13 protein-coding genes and 3 tRNA genes are annotated in these 16,453 nt (G+C 43.4%); 9 read left to right on the top strand and 7 right to left on the bottom strand.

The features are described from left to right. Nucleotides 1-232: 232 nt before the first annotated feature. The 9 genes from hisIE (at nt 233) to ACKI4H_RS00770 (ending at nt 10,525) form a co-directional block, all read left to right on the top strand. Nucleotides 233-1,024, top strand: a complete 792-nt coding sequence (gene hisIE, locus ACKI4H_RS00810; protein WP_407303234.1) for a bifunctional phosphoribosyl-AMP cyclohydrolase/phosphoribosyl-ATP diphosphatase HisIE — start codon at nt 233-235, stop codon at nt 1,022-1,024. A 10-nt stretch (nt 1,025-1,034) separates the two neighbouring features. Continuing rightward, nucleotides 1,035-2,540: a 3'-5' exonuclease gene (locus ACKI4H_RS00805; RefSeq protein ID WP_407303249.1), complete on the top strand. Its 1,506-nt coding sequence runs from the start codon at nt 1,035-1,037 to the stop codon at nt 2,538-2,540. Between the two features lie 30 nt (nt 2,541-2,570). Further along, nucleotides 2,571-3,938, top strand: a complete 1,368-nt coding sequence (locus tag ACKI4H_RS00800) for an ATP-binding protein (RefSeq protein ID WP_407303233.1) — start codon at nt 2,571-2,573, stop codon at nt 3,936-3,938. Nucleotides 3,939-4,300: 362 nt separating this feature from the next. Then, nucleotides 4,301-7,141: a monovalent cation/H+ antiporter subunit A gene (locus ACKI4H_RS00795; protein ID WP_407303232.1), complete on the top strand. Its 2,841-nt coding sequence runs from the start codon at nt 4,301-4,303 to the stop codon at nt 7,139-7,141. A gap of 1 nt (nt 7,142) precedes the next feature. Then, nucleotides 7,143-7,508 (top strand): Na+/H+ antiporter subunit C, encoded by a 366-nt coding sequence (locus tag ACKI4H_RS00790; RefSeq protein WP_407303231.1) that lies wholly within the window; start codon nt 7,143-7,145, stop codon nt 7,506-7,508. Further along, nucleotides 7,508-9,316 (top strand): monovalent cation/H+ antiporter subunit D, encoded by a 1,809-nt coding sequence (locus tag ACKI4H_RS00785; RefSeq protein ID WP_407303230.1) that lies wholly within the window; start codon nt 7,508-7,510, stop codon nt 9,314-9,316. Before ACKI4H_RS00790 ends, ACKI4H_RS00785 begins: the two co-directional genes overlap by 1 nt. A gap of 2 nt (nt 9,317-9,318) precedes the next feature. Then, nucleotides 9,319-9,840: a Na+/H+ antiporter subunit E gene (locus tag ACKI4H_RS00780; RefSeq protein ID WP_407303229.1), complete on the top strand. Its 522-nt coding sequence runs from the start codon at nt 9,319-9,321 to the stop codon at nt 9,838-9,840. Then, a complete protein-coding gene (locus tag ACKI4H_RS00775; protein WP_407303228.1) occupies nt 9,837-10,112 on the top strand; it encodes a monovalent cation/H+ antiporter subunit F in 276 nt (91 codons plus the stop codon). The genes ACKI4H_RS00780 and ACKI4H_RS00775 overlap by 4 nt, the downstream gene beginning before the upstream one ends. Nucleotides 10,113-10,123: 11 nt before the next feature. Beyond that, nucleotides 10,124-10,525: a Na+/H+ antiporter subunit G gene (locus tag ACKI4H_RS00770; RefSeq protein WP_407303227.1), complete on the top strand. Its 402-nt coding sequence runs from the start codon at nt 10,124-10,126 to the stop codon at nt 10,523-10,525. Nucleotides 10,526-10,666: 141 nt separating this feature from the next. On the opposite strand, the gene ACKI4H_RS00765 is transcribed toward ACKI4H_RS00770, so the two are convergent. From ACKI4H_RS00765 to ACKI4H_RS00735, 7 genes are all read right to left on the bottom strand, one after another. Next, nucleotides 10,667-11,071, bottom strand: a complete 405-nt coding sequence (locus ACKI4H_RS00765) for a ribosome-binding factor A (protein WP_407303226.1) — start codon at nt 11,069-11,071, stop codon at nt 10,667-10,669. Beyond that, the gene (infB, locus tag ACKI4H_RS00760; protein WP_407303225.1) at nt 11,071-13,770 is read right to left on the bottom strand and encodes a translation initiation factor IF-2; all 2,700 of its coding nucleotides are present in this window, start codon (nt 13,768-13,770) and stop codon (nt 11,071-11,073) included. The genes ACKI4H_RS00765 and infB overlap by 1 nt, the downstream gene beginning before the upstream one ends. 10 nt (nt 13,771-13,780) lie before the next feature. Next, entirely contained in the window at nt 13,781-15,265 is a 1,485-nt protein-coding gene (gene nusA / locus ACKI4H_RS00755) for a transcription termination factor NusA (protein ID WP_407303224.1), read from the bottom strand. 39 nt (nt 15,266-15,304) lie between these two features. Continuing rightward, on the bottom strand, nt 15,305-15,829 hold the full coding sequence (rimP, locus tag ACKI4H_RS00750; protein WP_407303223.1) for a ribosome maturation factor RimP: 525 nt from the start codon (nt 15,827-15,829) through the stop codon (nt 15,305-15,307). Between the two features lie 211 nt (nt 15,830-16,040). Next, a tRNA-Met gene (locus ACKI4H_RS00745) sits at nt 16,041-16,117 on the bottom strand. A gap of 92 nt (nt 16,118-16,209) precedes the next feature. Continuing rightward, a tRNA-Met gene (locus ACKI4H_RS00740) sits at nt 16,210-16,286 on the bottom strand. Nucleotides 16,287-16,357: 71 nt separating this feature from the next. Further along, nucleotides 16,358-16,434 (bottom strand) — tRNA-Met (locus tag ACKI4H_RS00735). Nucleotides 16,435-16,453 lie beyond the last annotated feature (19 nt).

Genomic DNA, 16,453 nt, shown 5'->3' with positions numbered 1-16,453 from the left:
CTATGGATAGGCTTTATTTTAAATGGCATCTTTCAATCATTTGGTTTGTAAAATGTTCTTGCATATAAAAGAAAGAAATACATTTACGTGAAAAAAATACGTAACTTTTTGATGAGCAAAGCAAATGATCATGGCCATATTTTTTTCTCAAACAGTCCTGAATCACGTACACTATGTAGCTGCGATTTTAATTCGCTCTTTTTAATTTTGAATATATTTTGGTGAAATTCTCATGAACAACGTGCAATGGCTCGATGAAGTAAAATTTAACGAACAAGGTCTAATCCCTGCCATTGCACAGCATCACCAAACCGGTCGTGTGCTCATGGTTGCATGGATGAACCGTGAAGCGTTAGCCTTAACTGCAGAAAAAAACCAGGCAGTTTACTTCTCGCGTTCACGCCAAAAATTGTGGCATAAAGGTGAAGAGTCTGGTCATTTCCAAACCGTGCATGAAATCCGTCTGGACTGTGATGCGGACGTGATTGTATTGCAAATTGAACAACATGGCGGTATTGCCTGCCATACCGGCCGTGAATCATGTTTCTATCGTAAATTAACCACAAATGGCTGGGAAATTGTCGATGCACAATTGAAAGACCCAAGCCAGATTTATGCTGAAAAATCTGCCCAGTCACATAATCCACATACCTTGGTTATGAATGCCTCGACTGCTCAATCTGAACAAGTGGAAGTGCTGGATTATTTGGGTCAAATGATGACCGAACGCAAAAAAGCCGATCCAGATTCGTCTTATGTGGCGAAGCTGTATCAAAAAGGCTTAAACAAGATTTTAGAAAAAGTCGGTGAAGAAAGCATTGAAACCATCATCGCAGCTAAAGACTTTAAAGCTGAAGCCAATGAAGACAATAAAAATGACCTGATTTATGAAGTGGCCGATTTATGGTTCCACACCATTGTCATGCTCGGCTATTTCGATCTTGAACCGCAACTGGTTTTAAATGAACTTGCGCGTCGCCAAGGTTTATCGGGATTGGTTGAAAAAGCCAACCGTCAGCACTAAGCCGATGACTGTGTCTAATTCGCAAAAACCGAGCGCAACCTATGAGCAAGCCATTGCCATAGACAATGCGCGTTTGGGCAAATCCTTTAAAGTGATTGCTTATGCAGGCACAGGTAAAACCACCACTTTGCAAATGATCAGTGATGCCATGCCCGAGCGGCGTGGCATGTATCTGGCCTTTAACAAAGTCATTGCCTCAGAAGCGCAAAGTAAATTTCATCGTGGTGTCGACTGTCGTACTTTTCACTCGCTGGCTTTTCGCAGTGTTCCGCGTGGCGTGACCGACAAACTGCGTTTACCGCGTTTAAGTCCAAGTTTTATCGCCAAGGAATATCGGCTGCAACCGATTACCCTACGCCGGATGATGGGTGGACGTTATGAAAAATATGTGATGATGCCGAGCCGTTTGGCCAGTCTGGTTGCCAATGCAGTCAGTTATTTCTGTTCGACCAGTTCACAATATCCTGCGCCACGTCATCTACAGGCGCCAAGCTGGTTACACCCAGATGATATTGATGAATTGCAAAAGCATCTTTATCCCGCAGTTGAACGGCGCTGGTTAGAGTCGATTGACCAGAACCATCAAGCCGGAATTGGTCACGATATTTACCTGAAACTTTGGGCTTTGTCTGAACCCAATATCCCCACAGATTATGTGCTGTTTGATGAAGCGCAGGATGCCGATCCGCTGATGCTGGGAATTTTACTGCGCCAACGAAATACCCAGGTGATTTATGTAGGTGATGCTCATCAACAGATTTATGCCTGGCGCGGTGCCGTCAATGCCATGAAGCAGCTGCCCTTGCCTGAATCCCGGTTAACCACCTCATTTCGTTTCGGGGAAGAAATTGCCTTGAATGCTAATGCAATTTTAGGTGCCTTAAACGAGACCGTGCCTTTGCTCGGCAATTCGCACCTTCATTCTAAAGTGGTCAATAAACCGCATACCAAACAACGTGATGCAATTTTATGCCGGACCAATGCACGTGCGATGGAATTACTGCTTGCCGGTTTGCTGCATGGCGAAAAAGTCAGTCTGCAAGCCGACCATGTCAAACTGAATCGCTTTGTCGACGCTGCAAGTATGCTCAAACAAGGGCGCCGTGTTACTGATGTGCCTGAACTGGCCTGGTTCAATTCATGGCATGACGTACATGAATACTGTGAAACCAATGATGGTAGTGATATTAAACCGCTGGTAAAACTGGTCGATGATCACGGTACAGATCCACTTAAAAGAGCATTGGCGAAAATCACCCCGATTGGACAGGCAGACTACATTATCTCGACTGCACACAAGGCCAAAGGTCTGGAATGGGATCGTGTGCATATTGAAGATGACTATCAATTTAAGGTCAATGAAAAAGACCATAAAATTAGTGAAGAAGAGTTAAGATTACTTTACGTTGCCTGCACACGTGCTAAAGTAAGTTTAAATATTCACCACATTTACGATCTGGTACAACAACTCAAAAAGCAGATGCCATTATCGCTGCGTAAAGCTGTGGGAGAATAATTTCAGCTTATTTCGCAATGCAGGTGTTTTATGAAAATCGAATCCGTTCACCTCAAACATGCCCTTCATTTTGCTGATCTCAAGCTGAAATTCAACGACAAACCCATTACCCTGATTCTTGGCGATCAAAGCTCAGGTAAAACCGCGATTTTAAAACTCACTTATCAGGCGCTGACCTGGTTTGCCGCACGCTACAAAGACTTTCGTGCTGCGGGTGTAGTGATGCTTGATCAGGACATTATGCTCACACGCTTGCAATCCAAAATTGATATTCGGGTTCGAATTCCCAATGATATTGGTACTTTAACGCAAGCCAGTGAACCACAAGACAAAGCACTTTCTTACTGCGACTGGCAGTTGTACAAAACCTTAAATAGTCATGGCATTGGCACCAGTAAAGCCGAAACCCAGCAATTGGAAAATCTGGTCGAACTTTATCAAAATGCCATCAAACATGACCAGCTACAAGGCTTGCCCTTAATTGCCTATTACCCTGCGGAACGCTTTGTCAATGAAATAAATATTCAGAGCAAGAATAATCCGGGCATTTTCCAGACTTTACATGCTTATGAAATTTCTACCATTGCTTACACCACTTTTACGCGTTTTTTTGAGTGGTTACGTGAAATTAGCGATATTGAAAATGCACAGATTGCACAGTTATTTCAACAGTTGCTGTCCAACCCGTCCGTTCAAAAAAATAAAGACCATGACTTTCTGCAACAACTGGTCAATGCCCAAAGACAAATGAATGCACCGAGCCTCGATGCTTTAAAACTGGCTTTAAATACTATTATTCCGGGTTTAGAGGATGTTTATATCCAGTACCAACCTAAATTGCAGTTAATGGTCAGCTATCAAAATAAAACCATGCTCTATCAACAACTCTCTAATAGCGTTAAAAACTGGATTGCCTTGATCGGTGATATTGTGCGCCGTCTATGCTTGCTCAATCCGAACAGTTTGTATCCATGCCTTGAAGGGGATGGGATTTTATTGATTGATGCGATTGATCACCAGCTTGATCAAAATACCTCGCAAGTCATTTTACAGCGCTTACATCAGGCTTTTCCGCGTCTGCAAATTATTGCTACTGGTAATCGTAATGAATTGCTGGAATATGCATCTGAATATCAATGTTTAAAACTGGAAAATAAACAGATTTTTGATATGCAGCTGCAACCCTTGCAAGACAAGTTTGATACCATTTATGAGAATCTGGTATTTAATGAAGAAGTGATTGAAGCTGATAGCTTGCTTGAACCCGAATTAGACAGCATTACGCCACAAAGCCTCTTGCAACAGATCCAACAGCATTTAAGCGTGGAACAACAAGCTGAATTACGTCATTTAATGGATCAGTCCGATGACACATCTTCCTCCCATCCCCTGTCGTAACCCTAAAATTTTAATTTAAAAATGGATTCAATATTTTAAATTGGCTTTTCAAGCATCATTTTTAAGTGTTTATCTATTTAAACACTCGACGCCCCCGAAAGAATGGATGAGCGTATAATAGTTTTCGTGTGCGCAAAAATAATTGATGTTGTTTTACTCATGTAATAAGATCAAGTATATTTAAAGTTTTATAGTAAAATCCGATTTTACTATCACTTTTTACAAGTTGCGCAACACAGCTTGTTTTTCCATATTTTTTAATTTGGCTTTCAAGATCGAGAAGTTTGGATGGTTCTTTGCTGTCCTTTAGCCCTTGAAAGATAAGATTCACCCTTAGGTTTTTAAAAACCTGATTCACGACAATGGATATGAGTGTGCTACCGATTATTATATTGTTACCGTTAGTACTGGGCACTACCCTTGTCTCGTGGTTGAAACAATTTTCACGCGGGGTAATGGCTCTAGCGGCCATTGGAGTCAGTTTAAGCACATTGATCTTGTTACTGACCCAAGCACAACCTGTATTTAATGGCGGAACAATCACCCAAACTTGGGCTTGGTTACCCCAGCTAGGCATCGATTTGAGCTTCCGTATGGATGGCTTAGGCCTCTTGTTTTGCTTACTGATTAGCGGTATCGGCACCCTTATTTATATTTATGCCTATTATTATTTAAGTCCTAAAAGCTCCCTGAGTAAATTATATATATTGCTGATGCTATTTATGGCGGCAATGTTGGGAATATCACTTTCTAACAATTTAATTTTATTGCTTATTTTTTGGGAATTAACCAGTATTTCTTCATTCCTTCTGGTCGGTTACTGGAGCAATTACGAAGCTGCACAGCGCGGTGCACGTATGGCGCTCACCATTACCGGATTGGGTGGTCTGGCCATGCTGGGTGGTTTTATCCTGCTCGGTCAAATAACCGGAACTTATCAAATTGATCAAATCCTTACGATGAAGGATCAAATTCAAAGCCATTCATTGTTTGTTCCGACCTTGCTACTGATTTTAGTGGGTGCTTTTACCAAAAGTGCCCAGTTCCCGTTTCATTTCTGGCTGCCAAATGCCATGGCAGCACCTACGCCTGTATCGGCATATCTGCATTCTGCGACCATGGTCAAAGCGGGGATTTTCCTGCTGGCACGTTTTACCCCAATTTTTGTCGGTGCAGCGCTTTATCATAATATTGTGACTTTTGTGGGATTATTTACCCTGTGCATGGCAGCCTTTTTTGCCATTTTTAAAGAAGATTTAAAAGGCTTACTCGCCTATTCCACCATCAGTCATTTAGGCTTGATAGTCTGCCTGTTGGGGATTGGATCACCACTTGCGATTGCTGCTGCAATTTTCCATATTATTAACCATGCGACCTTTAAAGCCGCATTATTCATGATTGCCGGAATCATTGATCATGAAACCGGAACCCGTGATTTACGCAAGTTAAATGGTATCTGGCAACTTCTGCCGTTTACTGGGACCCTGACCATGATTACGGCGGCCTCAATGGCGGGTGTACCATTGACCAACGGATTCTTGTCCAAAGAGATGTTCTTTACTGAACTGCTAGCCAATCTTTCTGGCCCAGTGATGATTTTCTCGGCGGTTGCAGCCACCGTGGCTGGAATCTTTGCAGTGGCTTATTCAGTGCGTTTGGTGCATGGAGTATTTTTCGATGGCCCGATGGGAAGACAAGTCCCTAATCAAAATGCACATGAACCGCCTTTTGGCATGCGCGCACCTGCGCTTATACTGGCGGTTTTATGTATTTTAGTCGGTCTGGCCCCTGCCCTTTTGGTTGAAAAAATTGTCAATTCAACTGCGCGTGCCAGTACTCAATTACCTGACTTTGCAGGCACACATCTAGCCATCTGGCATGGCTTTAACCTGCCTTTGGTAATGAGTATCATTGCACTGTTGGGAGGAATCATTTTCTATTTCACTTTTGCCAAAAATGGCAGAATCCGTGAGATTGATCTTGATCCTGTACTGGGTAAATTCCAGGGCCGAATCCTGTTTGATTTATTCTTAAAGCATCTCTTACTCAATTCACGCAAGTTAAAACGTAAAACTGAAAATGGTTCACTGCAAACATATTTAACGTGGATTGTATTATTTAGTGCGGCTTTGCTTGCCATGCCTCTGATCAATCAGGGACTCACCACAGGTACACGTGAATTAACCCATGCGCCTGCGCTTGCCATTGTCCTCTGGCTGTTATTGTTCTCTGCCTGCTGGATGATGTTATGGTTCCATCATGAACGAATTAAAGCGGTGCTGATTAGCGGGGCTGTCGGTTTAGTGGTAACCCTGGTTTTTGTGACCTTGTCTGCACCCGATCTGGCTTTAACCCAAATCACCGTGGATGTGGTCACTACCGTACTGTTGCTGATGAGCCTGTCATTGCTGCCCCAGCTGACCCCGTATGAATCCAGTATTCCACGTCGCTGGCGTGATGCGTTGATTGCTATTGGTGGCGGTCTTGGTATTGGCTGGATTAGCTGGTTAATCTTGACCCGTGACCACAACTCGATTTCATGGTTCTTCATGCAGCAATCAATTCCACTGGGTGGCGGCACCAATGTGGTCAATGTGATTCTGGTCGATTTCCGTGGTTTCGATACTTTTGGTGAAATTACCGTACTTGGTATTGCTGCCATTGGTGCCTTATGTTTAATGGATGGCATGCGTACCCACGGTACGATCATTACCCAAGGCTTGACCTACCGTTTTAATCCCTCTCCATTGATGTTCCGGATTACTGCATCCTGGGTTTTACCTTTGGCACTGGTAGTAAGTCTGTATATTTTCCTGCGTGGTCATAACTTACCGGGTGGCGGATTTATTGCCGGCTTGATTACCGCTTTAGCTTTAATTATCCAATATATTGCTTTGGGTCAAGATCAAGCAGAACAAATGCTAAAAGCCCAATCCGGACGTTTATATGAAATCTGGATTGGTTCAGGCTTGGTCATTGCCGGACTAACCGGGTTAGGTGCATGGTTGTGGGGACGTCCTTTCCTCACCAGCGCACATATCTATATCTCACCACCAATTTTAGGTGAAATGCATCTAGCTTCTGCTGCCTTATTTGATGTCGGGGTCTATGTCACTGTGGTCGGTGCCACCATGCTGATGATTTCGGTCTTAGGCGACTCACGTCACTCCAGCATGGCTGGCCCAGTGCTCAAGGGAGAATAAAATGGTCAGTATAGAATTCTTACTCGCCTCGGCTATTGGATTACTGACTGCGACGGGAATTTATCTTATTTTACGTGCCCGCACTTTCCCGGTAGTTCTAGGTCTTGCCATGATTGGTTATGCGGTCAATTTATTCCTGTTTGCCATGGGACGGATTCAGATTAATGCCCCTGCAGTTTTGACTGAAACCACCAAAGCCACCGATCCTCTGCCCCAAGCCTTGGTATTAACCGCCATTGTGATTGGTTTTGCGACCACCGCTTTTATTGTGCAACTGGCTTTGCGCAGTCGCTATGAAACAGGTACAGATCACGTTGACTCCAAAGAAGATATTGTGCCGATTGACTCGCGTGAGGATCAGCCTTGATGAATGCTGTTATTCAGTTTTGGACTGAACACACCCCTATTTTTAGTATTTTAATCCCAGCTTTTACTGCTTTTTTATTGGTTCTTCTGGGAAATCCTGGCGCAGGTGCATTATCAGGCGATTGGCGTCAACCTTGGCGTCGTGGAATTAGTTACGTTTCTTCGATTCTAGGTTTAGCCACTGCAATTCTTTATTTGATTTTGGCCAGCAGTGGGCAAATTAGCACTTACAATTTGGGGGAATGGTCTGCACCCTTCGGCATTGTGCTGGTATTAGATCAACTTTCTGCATTAATGATCGTGCTGACTTATGCCTTGGCGACCCCAATTTTATGGTATGCCAGTCATGAATGGGATATACGTGGCCGTTATTTTCATGCCATGTTCCATTTCTTGCTGATGGGTCTGTGCGGCGCCTTTCTGACAGGTGACTTGTTTAACTTATTCGTATTCTTTGAAATCTTGTTGATGGCATCTTATGTGTTGCTGGTACATGGACAAGGCAAAGCACGTTTTCAGTTGGGCATTCATTATGTCACCATTAACTTACTGGCCTCCGCTCTGTTCCTGATTGGACTCGGAATGATTTACGGTAGTGTCGGCAGTTTAAACATGGCAGATGTCGCACGCTTAATTCCTCTGCTAGAACCCGATCAGCATAAACTTGCTGTCGCGGGTGGCTTACTGTTATTTGTCGTATTTGGGATTAAGGCCGCCATTTTGCCCGTAGGTTTTTGGTTACCGAAAACCTATGCCGTGGCAACCACACCTGTCGCAGCAATTTTTACCATTATGACCAAAGTGGGCATTTATGCCATTCTCAGGATTAATGGCACGATTTTCGAAGATGATTTAAGCCACAGTATTTTGGCAAACTGGTTACTGCCTATTGGTTTACTGACCTCTATTTACGGGGCAATCGGGGCAATCGGGGCAGAACGTTTACGGCGTTTTGTCGGCTTTATGATTCTGTCCTCAATCGGAACCATCTTAATTGCTATTTCGCTGTTTAATACCTTGGCATGGGCTGCGGCACTTTATTATTTAGTCCATAGCACCCTGATTGGGGCGGCATTTTATTTGCTTTCTGGCTGGATTACGTCGCAACGTGGAATATTCAAGGACCATTTCAATATTGCACCGCAAATGAAACAACACAAAGTGGTGTCATTGGTGTTCTTTTTAATTGCCTTGATGATGGCCGGCCTACCGCCATTTAGTGGCTTTTTGGGTAAAGTCTTTATCTTGCAAGCCACTTCACATTCACCTTATCAACTGGTGATTATTATTGTGGTACTGATTGTCAGCTTACTCAGCATGATTGCCTTTACACGAATTGGCTTTGTGCTGTTTTGGCGTGCCACAACGCCCGAAGACAATGCCCTGACTGATAATTTTAAAATCTATCAAGCTTTACCTGAACAATCGCCGGCACGAAATGACAAAACCATCTATTTACTGCTTTCAGGTTTAATCGTATATATGGTCTGTGCCAGTCCTATTCAGCAATATATGTTTAATACCGCTGAACAAATACAAAATAATGCCTTATATGAAGCGCAGATTCTGCATAAAGATGATCGTGATCAGGTGATTAGCGTTCAACCTTATGATCCTGAAAACCTGCCTGAAACCAAATATGGGGGTGAAAGCGTAGATCCAAATGCACATCTGATTCCGTATATCATTTCTGAAGATACTTTAGCAAGTGAGCACATTTCAGAATATAAGCAGCGTCAAATTAAAGACCAGCACATGCAGAAACCTGTTCATCCAGATGATACCCAGCTCAAACTTAGGGAGCCGTAATTATGCAAAAAACATCGTTCTGGGAAAATTGGCTACCTCATCCATTTGTATCTGTGATTGTGGCTTTAAGCTGGATCATGCTGGCACATAGCCTAGATTCAGGGACACTGCTTATGGGTTTACTGCTCGGGATTCTGATTCCGCGTTTGGTACGGCCCTTCATTACCCGTACTCCCGATATTAACTGGATATTGGCTTTAAAACTCTTCTTTGTGGTGTTATGGGATATTATCCTGTGTAATATAAAAGTGGCTAAACTGGTGCTTGGACCCACACGCAACCTACATCCCAAATGGTTTCGCGTACCTTTAGAAACACAGCATGAACAGGTTAATGTGTTACTGGCACTGATTATTACCACAACTCCGGGCACAGTCACTGCAGGGATTGACGATGATCGTGGTGATATTTTGGTACATGCCTTAAGTACAGATAATTCCGAAAATGACATTATCGAAATTAAAAATCGTTATGAAAAACCACTCATGGCTATTTTTTCGGTGGAATTAGGAGAAGACTCATGACTATTTTACCTTATGCCTTCGGCATATGTATGGTGGCTATTACCGTCTCGATGTTTCTTTGCCTGGTTCGTTTAGTCGTGGGTCCATCCATTGTAGATCGTCTTTTAGCCCTGGATACCCTATTTCTGAATGCCACCTGTCTGATGGTAATTCTGGGCGTTTATTGGGCAAACAGCTCCTTATTTGAAGGAGCTTTACTGGTTGCCATGCTGGGCTTTGTTTCTACTGCAGCCTTGGCCCGCTACTTCACCACTGGTCATGTCGTAGATTAGGAGAAACAGTGATGCAACTTGTGATGGAAATCCTGGTCTCAATTTTTTTATTGATTGGTTCGTTCTTTATGTTAGTCGGTGGCATTGGTATGGTTCGCCTGCCCGACTTATTTATGCGTCTGCATGCTCCGACAAAATCAAGCACTTTGGGCTTAGGGAGTTTTTTAATTGCCGCTATGATTTTTTCAGCATTTCACGGACGTTTTGGTTTTGCCGAAATTTTATTGACTTTATTGGCCTTCATTACCGCACCCGTATCTGCAAATTTAATGGCGCAAGCCGCTCTGCACCTGCGTTTACGTTCAACCAGTGGTGAGGTTCCTGAAGCACTTGAACGCCCCCTACCTTGGCAACGAAGTCGACGTCGCGCTCCTACAAAAGACAACCACAATTCTTCTGATGATCTAAACTAAATAAAACTAGATTCTTTATTATTTTTTCAGTTCTTTGGCTATTTTCAATTCATCCTGCTGCAGTGCCTGACATTAATCTCTTTTCCCGCAAGATTTCAGCACAAAAAAAGCCACCCGAAGGTGGCTTTTTTATTAGATCAATTATTCATCATCTTGCTTTGCTTCAGCAGGAGGTAAATCCTTCACTGCTTCTGCAATCAGACCGAACATATAATTGCCGTAAGCATTGGTTTTGTCATAATGGAAACGCAAACGCGGCGTAATGCGTGTCTTGATACGACGACTCAATTCGTGACGCAAAAACCCAGATGCTTTGTTTAATACATCCAGCGTTTCTTTATTTGCAGCTTCACTTTGCTCATCGCCAAGCTCACGCCCCATTACAGTCACATAAACTTCGGCATATCCTAAGTCTGCGCTAACTTTCACCGCAGAGATGGTCACCAGACCACCTAAGCGTGGATCTTTAAGCTCTTGACGAATCAGTTCAGAGAGTTCTCTCTGAACTGTATCAGCCATACGCTTAAGACGCTGACTACCCGCCATTAAAGACTCCGTTTAATCAATTGAACATCATAGACTTCGATCTTATCGAGTACTTTGATATCTTTATAGCCTTTCACCGCAAGACCACATTCCATACCGGCACGAACTTCTTCAACCACTTCTTTGTAGCGACGAAGAGATTCAAGCTCGCCCTGGAACACAACCACGTCATCACGTAATACGCGAATCGGTTTGTTACGATGCAATACACCTTCAAGTACCATACAGCCCGCAGCCGCACCGAATTTACTTGAGTGGAATACTTCACGTACTTGCGCAACACCCAGAATTGTTTCACGATGCTCAGGAGCAAGCTTACCGCTCATTGCCGCTTTCACATCATCAATCAATTCATAGATAATGCTGTAGTAACGAATGTCGATGCCATCTGCATCTGCTTTTTGACGTGCAGTATTATCAGCACGTACGTTAAAGCCCAGCAGAACTGCTTCAGAAGATTCAGCAAGTGTTACGTCTGATTCAGTGATTGCACCTACACCAGAACCGATTACACGAACGCGTACTTCATCTGTTGCCAATGCCTGCAAGGCTACAGTCAATGCTTCCAAGGTACCACGTACATCAGTTTTAAGCACAACGTTCACATAAGGCACATCTTTTTTGCCCATAGACGCCATGATGTTTTCAAGACGCATTGCAGATTGACGCTCAAGACGTTTTTCACGCTCACGTGCCATACGTGCATCAGCGACTTCACGTGCTTTCTTCTCATCGTTTACAACAAGAACTTCGTCACCCGCCATCGGCGCTTCAGGAAGACCCAGGATTTCTACTGGAATCGAAGGACCTGCTGATTTGATACGTTTACCGTTTTCATCCACCATCGCACGAACACGACCGTAAGATGCACCCGCAAGGACCAAATCACCTACATTCAAGGTACCATTTTGAACAAGGATAGAAGCAACAGCACCGCGATCTTTGTCTACACGCGCTTCAATTACAACACCTTGCGCAGCACCTTCTTCAGATGCTTTCAATTCAAGCATTTCTGATTGAATCAAAATCAGGTCAAGCAATTCATCAATACCTTGACCAGAATGGGCAGAAACCAAGGCTACTGGTACATCACCACCCCATTGTTCAGGCACGATTTCTTTAGCGGTCAATTCGTTTAATACACGATCTGGATCAGCAGACTCTTTATCCATCTTGTTGATCGCAACAATGATTGGTGTACCGGCTGCACGTGCATGATCAATTGCTTCAGCAGTCTGTGGCATAACACCATCATCAGCCGCAACAACAAGAACCACGATATCAGTGGCTTTCGCACCGCGTGAACGCATTGAAGTAAACGCTGCGTGTCCCGGTGTGTCCAAGAAAGTGATAATGCCTTTATCCGTTTTAACGTGATATGCACCGATATGCTGTGTGATACCGCCCGCTTCACCCGCAGCCACTTTAGTACGGCGAATACGGTCAAGAAGCGATGTTTTACCATGATCAACGTGACCCATGATGGTTACAACAGGAGCACGAGTGGTTTGAATGCCACGCGCTTCTTCAGCTGCTTCAAGCAAGTTGTCTTCGGCTTGAGTATCAGACACTAGAACTGGGTGATGGCCCATTTCTTCAACTACAAGTGCTGCAATTTCTTGATCAATGGCCTGGTTTTGAGTTACAAGCTCGCCCATTTTCATGAGTGATTTAATCACTTCGCGAACCTTGATTGCCATTTTTGCTGCTAAGTCAGCAACAACAATGGTTTCACCAATTTCAACATCATAAACTTGTTTTTTAACAGGTTTTTCAAAGCCATGCTTATTGCCTTGACTGGTTTTTAGACCACGTTTAGGCTGTTTACTAAAACTTTGCTCTTCCTGACCACGACGGCCACCTTTTTTCGGTGCACGTGCAGTTGGCGTATTAGTACCGCGTTTAATTTCACGGTCTTCTTTCGCAAACGAGTCTTCATAAGCTTGACCAACAAGACCAGCTGCCAAAGGCGCATCATCAACAACACGGATGGTTGCTGTAGTGTCTTCTGCTGAGTACTTAGTCGCCATTTGACGCATTTGTTCAAGCGTACGTTGTTGCGCTTCTTCAGCTGACTTACGACGTGCTGCTTCTTCAACTGCTTTTAATTGCGCTGATTGTGCTTCACGTAATTTTTTCTGTTCAGCCGTTTCAACTTGCTTAACCGTTTGTTTTACAATCGGCTTGTTGTTTGACTTACGTGTCACGACAACAGCAGCTTTAGATACTTCTTGCTTGTCGCTGGTTTGCTTCGCAGCGGCGCGCATAGCTTCTAAGGCTTTACTAGCGTTATTTACACCAATTTTTGGAGCATCAGCAGTTTTCGCTACTGTAGTTTGCTCAGGTGCAGCTTTGGCTTGCTCGGCTTTAGCCAATGCTTCTGCTTTGATCTGTTCAGGATCTGGCTTAACAAATGTATGCTTCTTACGAACTTCTACATTAATTGTTTTCGCCTTACCTGATGTACTGGCTACTTTAGCAGTACTGGTTGTTTTACGTTTCAACGTGATTTTTCCTGCATGCCCATCGTCTTGACCATGAACTTTCTTCAAATGGCTAACGAGGGTATTTTGTTGTTCAGTGGAAATAATATCTTCAGCTTTACGTTGCGGTAAGCCTGCGTCACGAACCTGCTCTAGGAGCTTCTCAACTGGACGTTCTACGCTGAGAGCTAACTCTTTAATCGACTTGTCCGTCATATATTTCCTCCTAGTTAAACCATGATTCGCGCGCTTTCATAATGAGTTGACCTGCTTTTTCAGCACCCAAACCTTCAATATCTTCAATATCGTCGGTTGCCTGGTCAGCCAAATCATCTACTGTTACCACACCGCGAGCTGCAAGTGCATACGCGATTTCCTGTGTCATCCCAGCCATTGCAACAAGTTCTGCACTTGGCTCTTGGATGTTTTCTTGTTGTTTTAATGCGTCTGCCAATGTAATTTCTTTCGCACGGCTTTGCAATAATTCAACAGTTTCAGCATCGAGTTCAATTTCATCAAATGTTTCAGCTGGAACATAAGCAATCTCTTCAAGCGAAGTAAAGCCCATCTCAACCAAAGCCATTGCCAAATCTTCTTCAATATCAAGACGTGTTACGAACATGTCGAGGTATTGTTGAGCTTCATTTTGTTGACGCGCGTAGAATTCTTCTTCGAGCATCATATCCAATTTGTAGCCAGTCAATTCAGATGCCAAACGAACATTTTGACCTTGTGAACCAATGGCACGCGCCAACTGATCCGTTGCGGCAAAAATGATATCTGCGCTATGGGCATCTTCATCAATCACAATACTCGATACATCAGCAGGCTCTAAAGCACTTGCAATGTACTGTGCTGGATCATCAGACCATACCACCACATCAATACGCTCACCGTTCAATTCTGATTGTACTGCCTGGATACGTGTACCACGCATACCAATACAAGCACCTACAGGATCAATACGATGATCGTTCGTTTTCACAGCAATTTTAGCACGAACGCCCGGCTGGCGTGCAGCTGCCTTAATTTCGATGATTTCTTCAGAAATTTCAGGAATTTCTTTCTTCATCAAAGCAATCAGCATTTCAGGACGCGCACGTGACAATAGTAATTGTGCACCACGACCTTCACGGTTCACGCTATATAAAATGGCATTGATACGCTGCTTAGGACGAAGAATTTCCTTAGGAATCATTTCTTCACGAGAAAGATATGCTTCAGCATTTTCACCCAAGTCAATAATAAAGCCATCTTTGGTTTGTTTTTTCACTTCACCGTAGATGAGTTCACCAACTTTAGATTCGTACGCATCAGCAACTAAAGCACGTTCAGCTTCACGAATTTTTTGCACGATCACTTGTTTTGCAATTTGTGCTGCAATTCGACCGAAATCAATTGATTCAACTTCAAGTTCACGAATATCCCCGATTGACCATTTTTCAGGGTCAACATCAGAGATCGCATCCTGACATGCAGGCATTTCGTGATCTTCGTCCGCAACCACTTCCCATTGACGGAAAGTACGGTAATCACCGGTTTTGCGATCGATTTCCACACGTAAACGTGCTTCTTCCGAGTTTGTGCCTTCGTAAAATTTCTTTTTAGTCGCAGCAACTAAAGCTTGTTCAAGCGCTTCAAAAATTGCATCACGACTTACACCTTTTTCGTTACTAACCGTTTCTACTACGGTAAGAATTTCACGAGCCATAAGTCACCTATTCGTTCAGATTCTTATTTATTGAATGAATTAATCTTGAAAGATCAAATTTGATTTGTCGATATTATGACTGTCGATTTCAAGTATCTGCTGATTTTCAACTTCGACTTGAATGACTTCATTTTCAAGATCAACTGCAATGAGTTTTGCTTGAAATTTACGACGGTTGTCTACTGCACTAATCAGACGTAAAGCAATTTGATGTCCGATATATGCAGGCATTTGCTCAAGTTGAAAAAATGGTCGATCCCAACCTGGAGAAGACACTTCAAGTGAGTATTCACCAGAAATTGGATCATGTACGTCAAGCATTGCACCGACTTGCTGTGTTACGCGAACACAATCTTGAACGCCAATACCACGACCTTCTTCGAGCTCACCATCTTCATTCATGACAGGTTGCGTGTTGTTTTCGTTGGTTTTATCAATATAGATACGTAATAAAGAACGCTTACCTTGAGGAAGGAATTCGATTCCCCAAAGTTCTACATTACAAGCTTGCACTGCAGGAGCTATAAGATCTTGGAGTGCTTGAGTTTTATTTGATAGCTTCATTTACTCTCGTCATTGTTGTGCGATTCAATAGTCGCTGTGACCGGTTCAGACTAACTCAACTATATTAGTAGTGAAACATGACGATTTGACCAATTGATGTCGACACTACACGATAGCCAATAAAAAAGGGCGTAATCGCCCCTGTGTACACAGAAAAACCAAAGTCCACTGTGCAAAAAGGCCCACCATTTTTGTGAGCCTTTTAGAAACTTGGTAGCGGGAGCTGGATTTGAACCAACGACCTTCGGGTTATGAGCCCGACGAGCTACCAGACTGCTCCATCCCGCAACAACGTGCAAAAATTATATACAATTCACTGAGCATTTTCAATCAAAAACTGTTCAATGGTTGCTTGATTAAGTTGCACCTTAATCAAAAAGTGGTAGCGGGAGCTGGATTTGAACCAACGACCTTCGGGTTATGAGCCCGACGAGCTACCAGACTGCTCCATCCCGCAACAACATGCAAAAATCAATCACCATTTAAATACTATTTAAATCGCCTACTTAGTTTGCTTCTAAGTAGTATTGGTAGCGGGAGCTGGATTTGAACCAACGACCTTCGGGTTATGAGCCCGACGAGCTACCAGACTGCTCCATCCCGCATCAACAGATTTGCTGCACA

Source organism: Acinetobacter sp., assembly GCF_045628685.1.
Classification (GTDB): domain Bacteria; phylum Pseudomonadota; class Gammaproteobacteria; order Pseudomonadales; family Moraxellaceae; genus Acinetobacter.
Note: the sequence above shows the minus strand (reverse complement) of the source record. Positions and strands in the feature narration are given on the sequence as shown.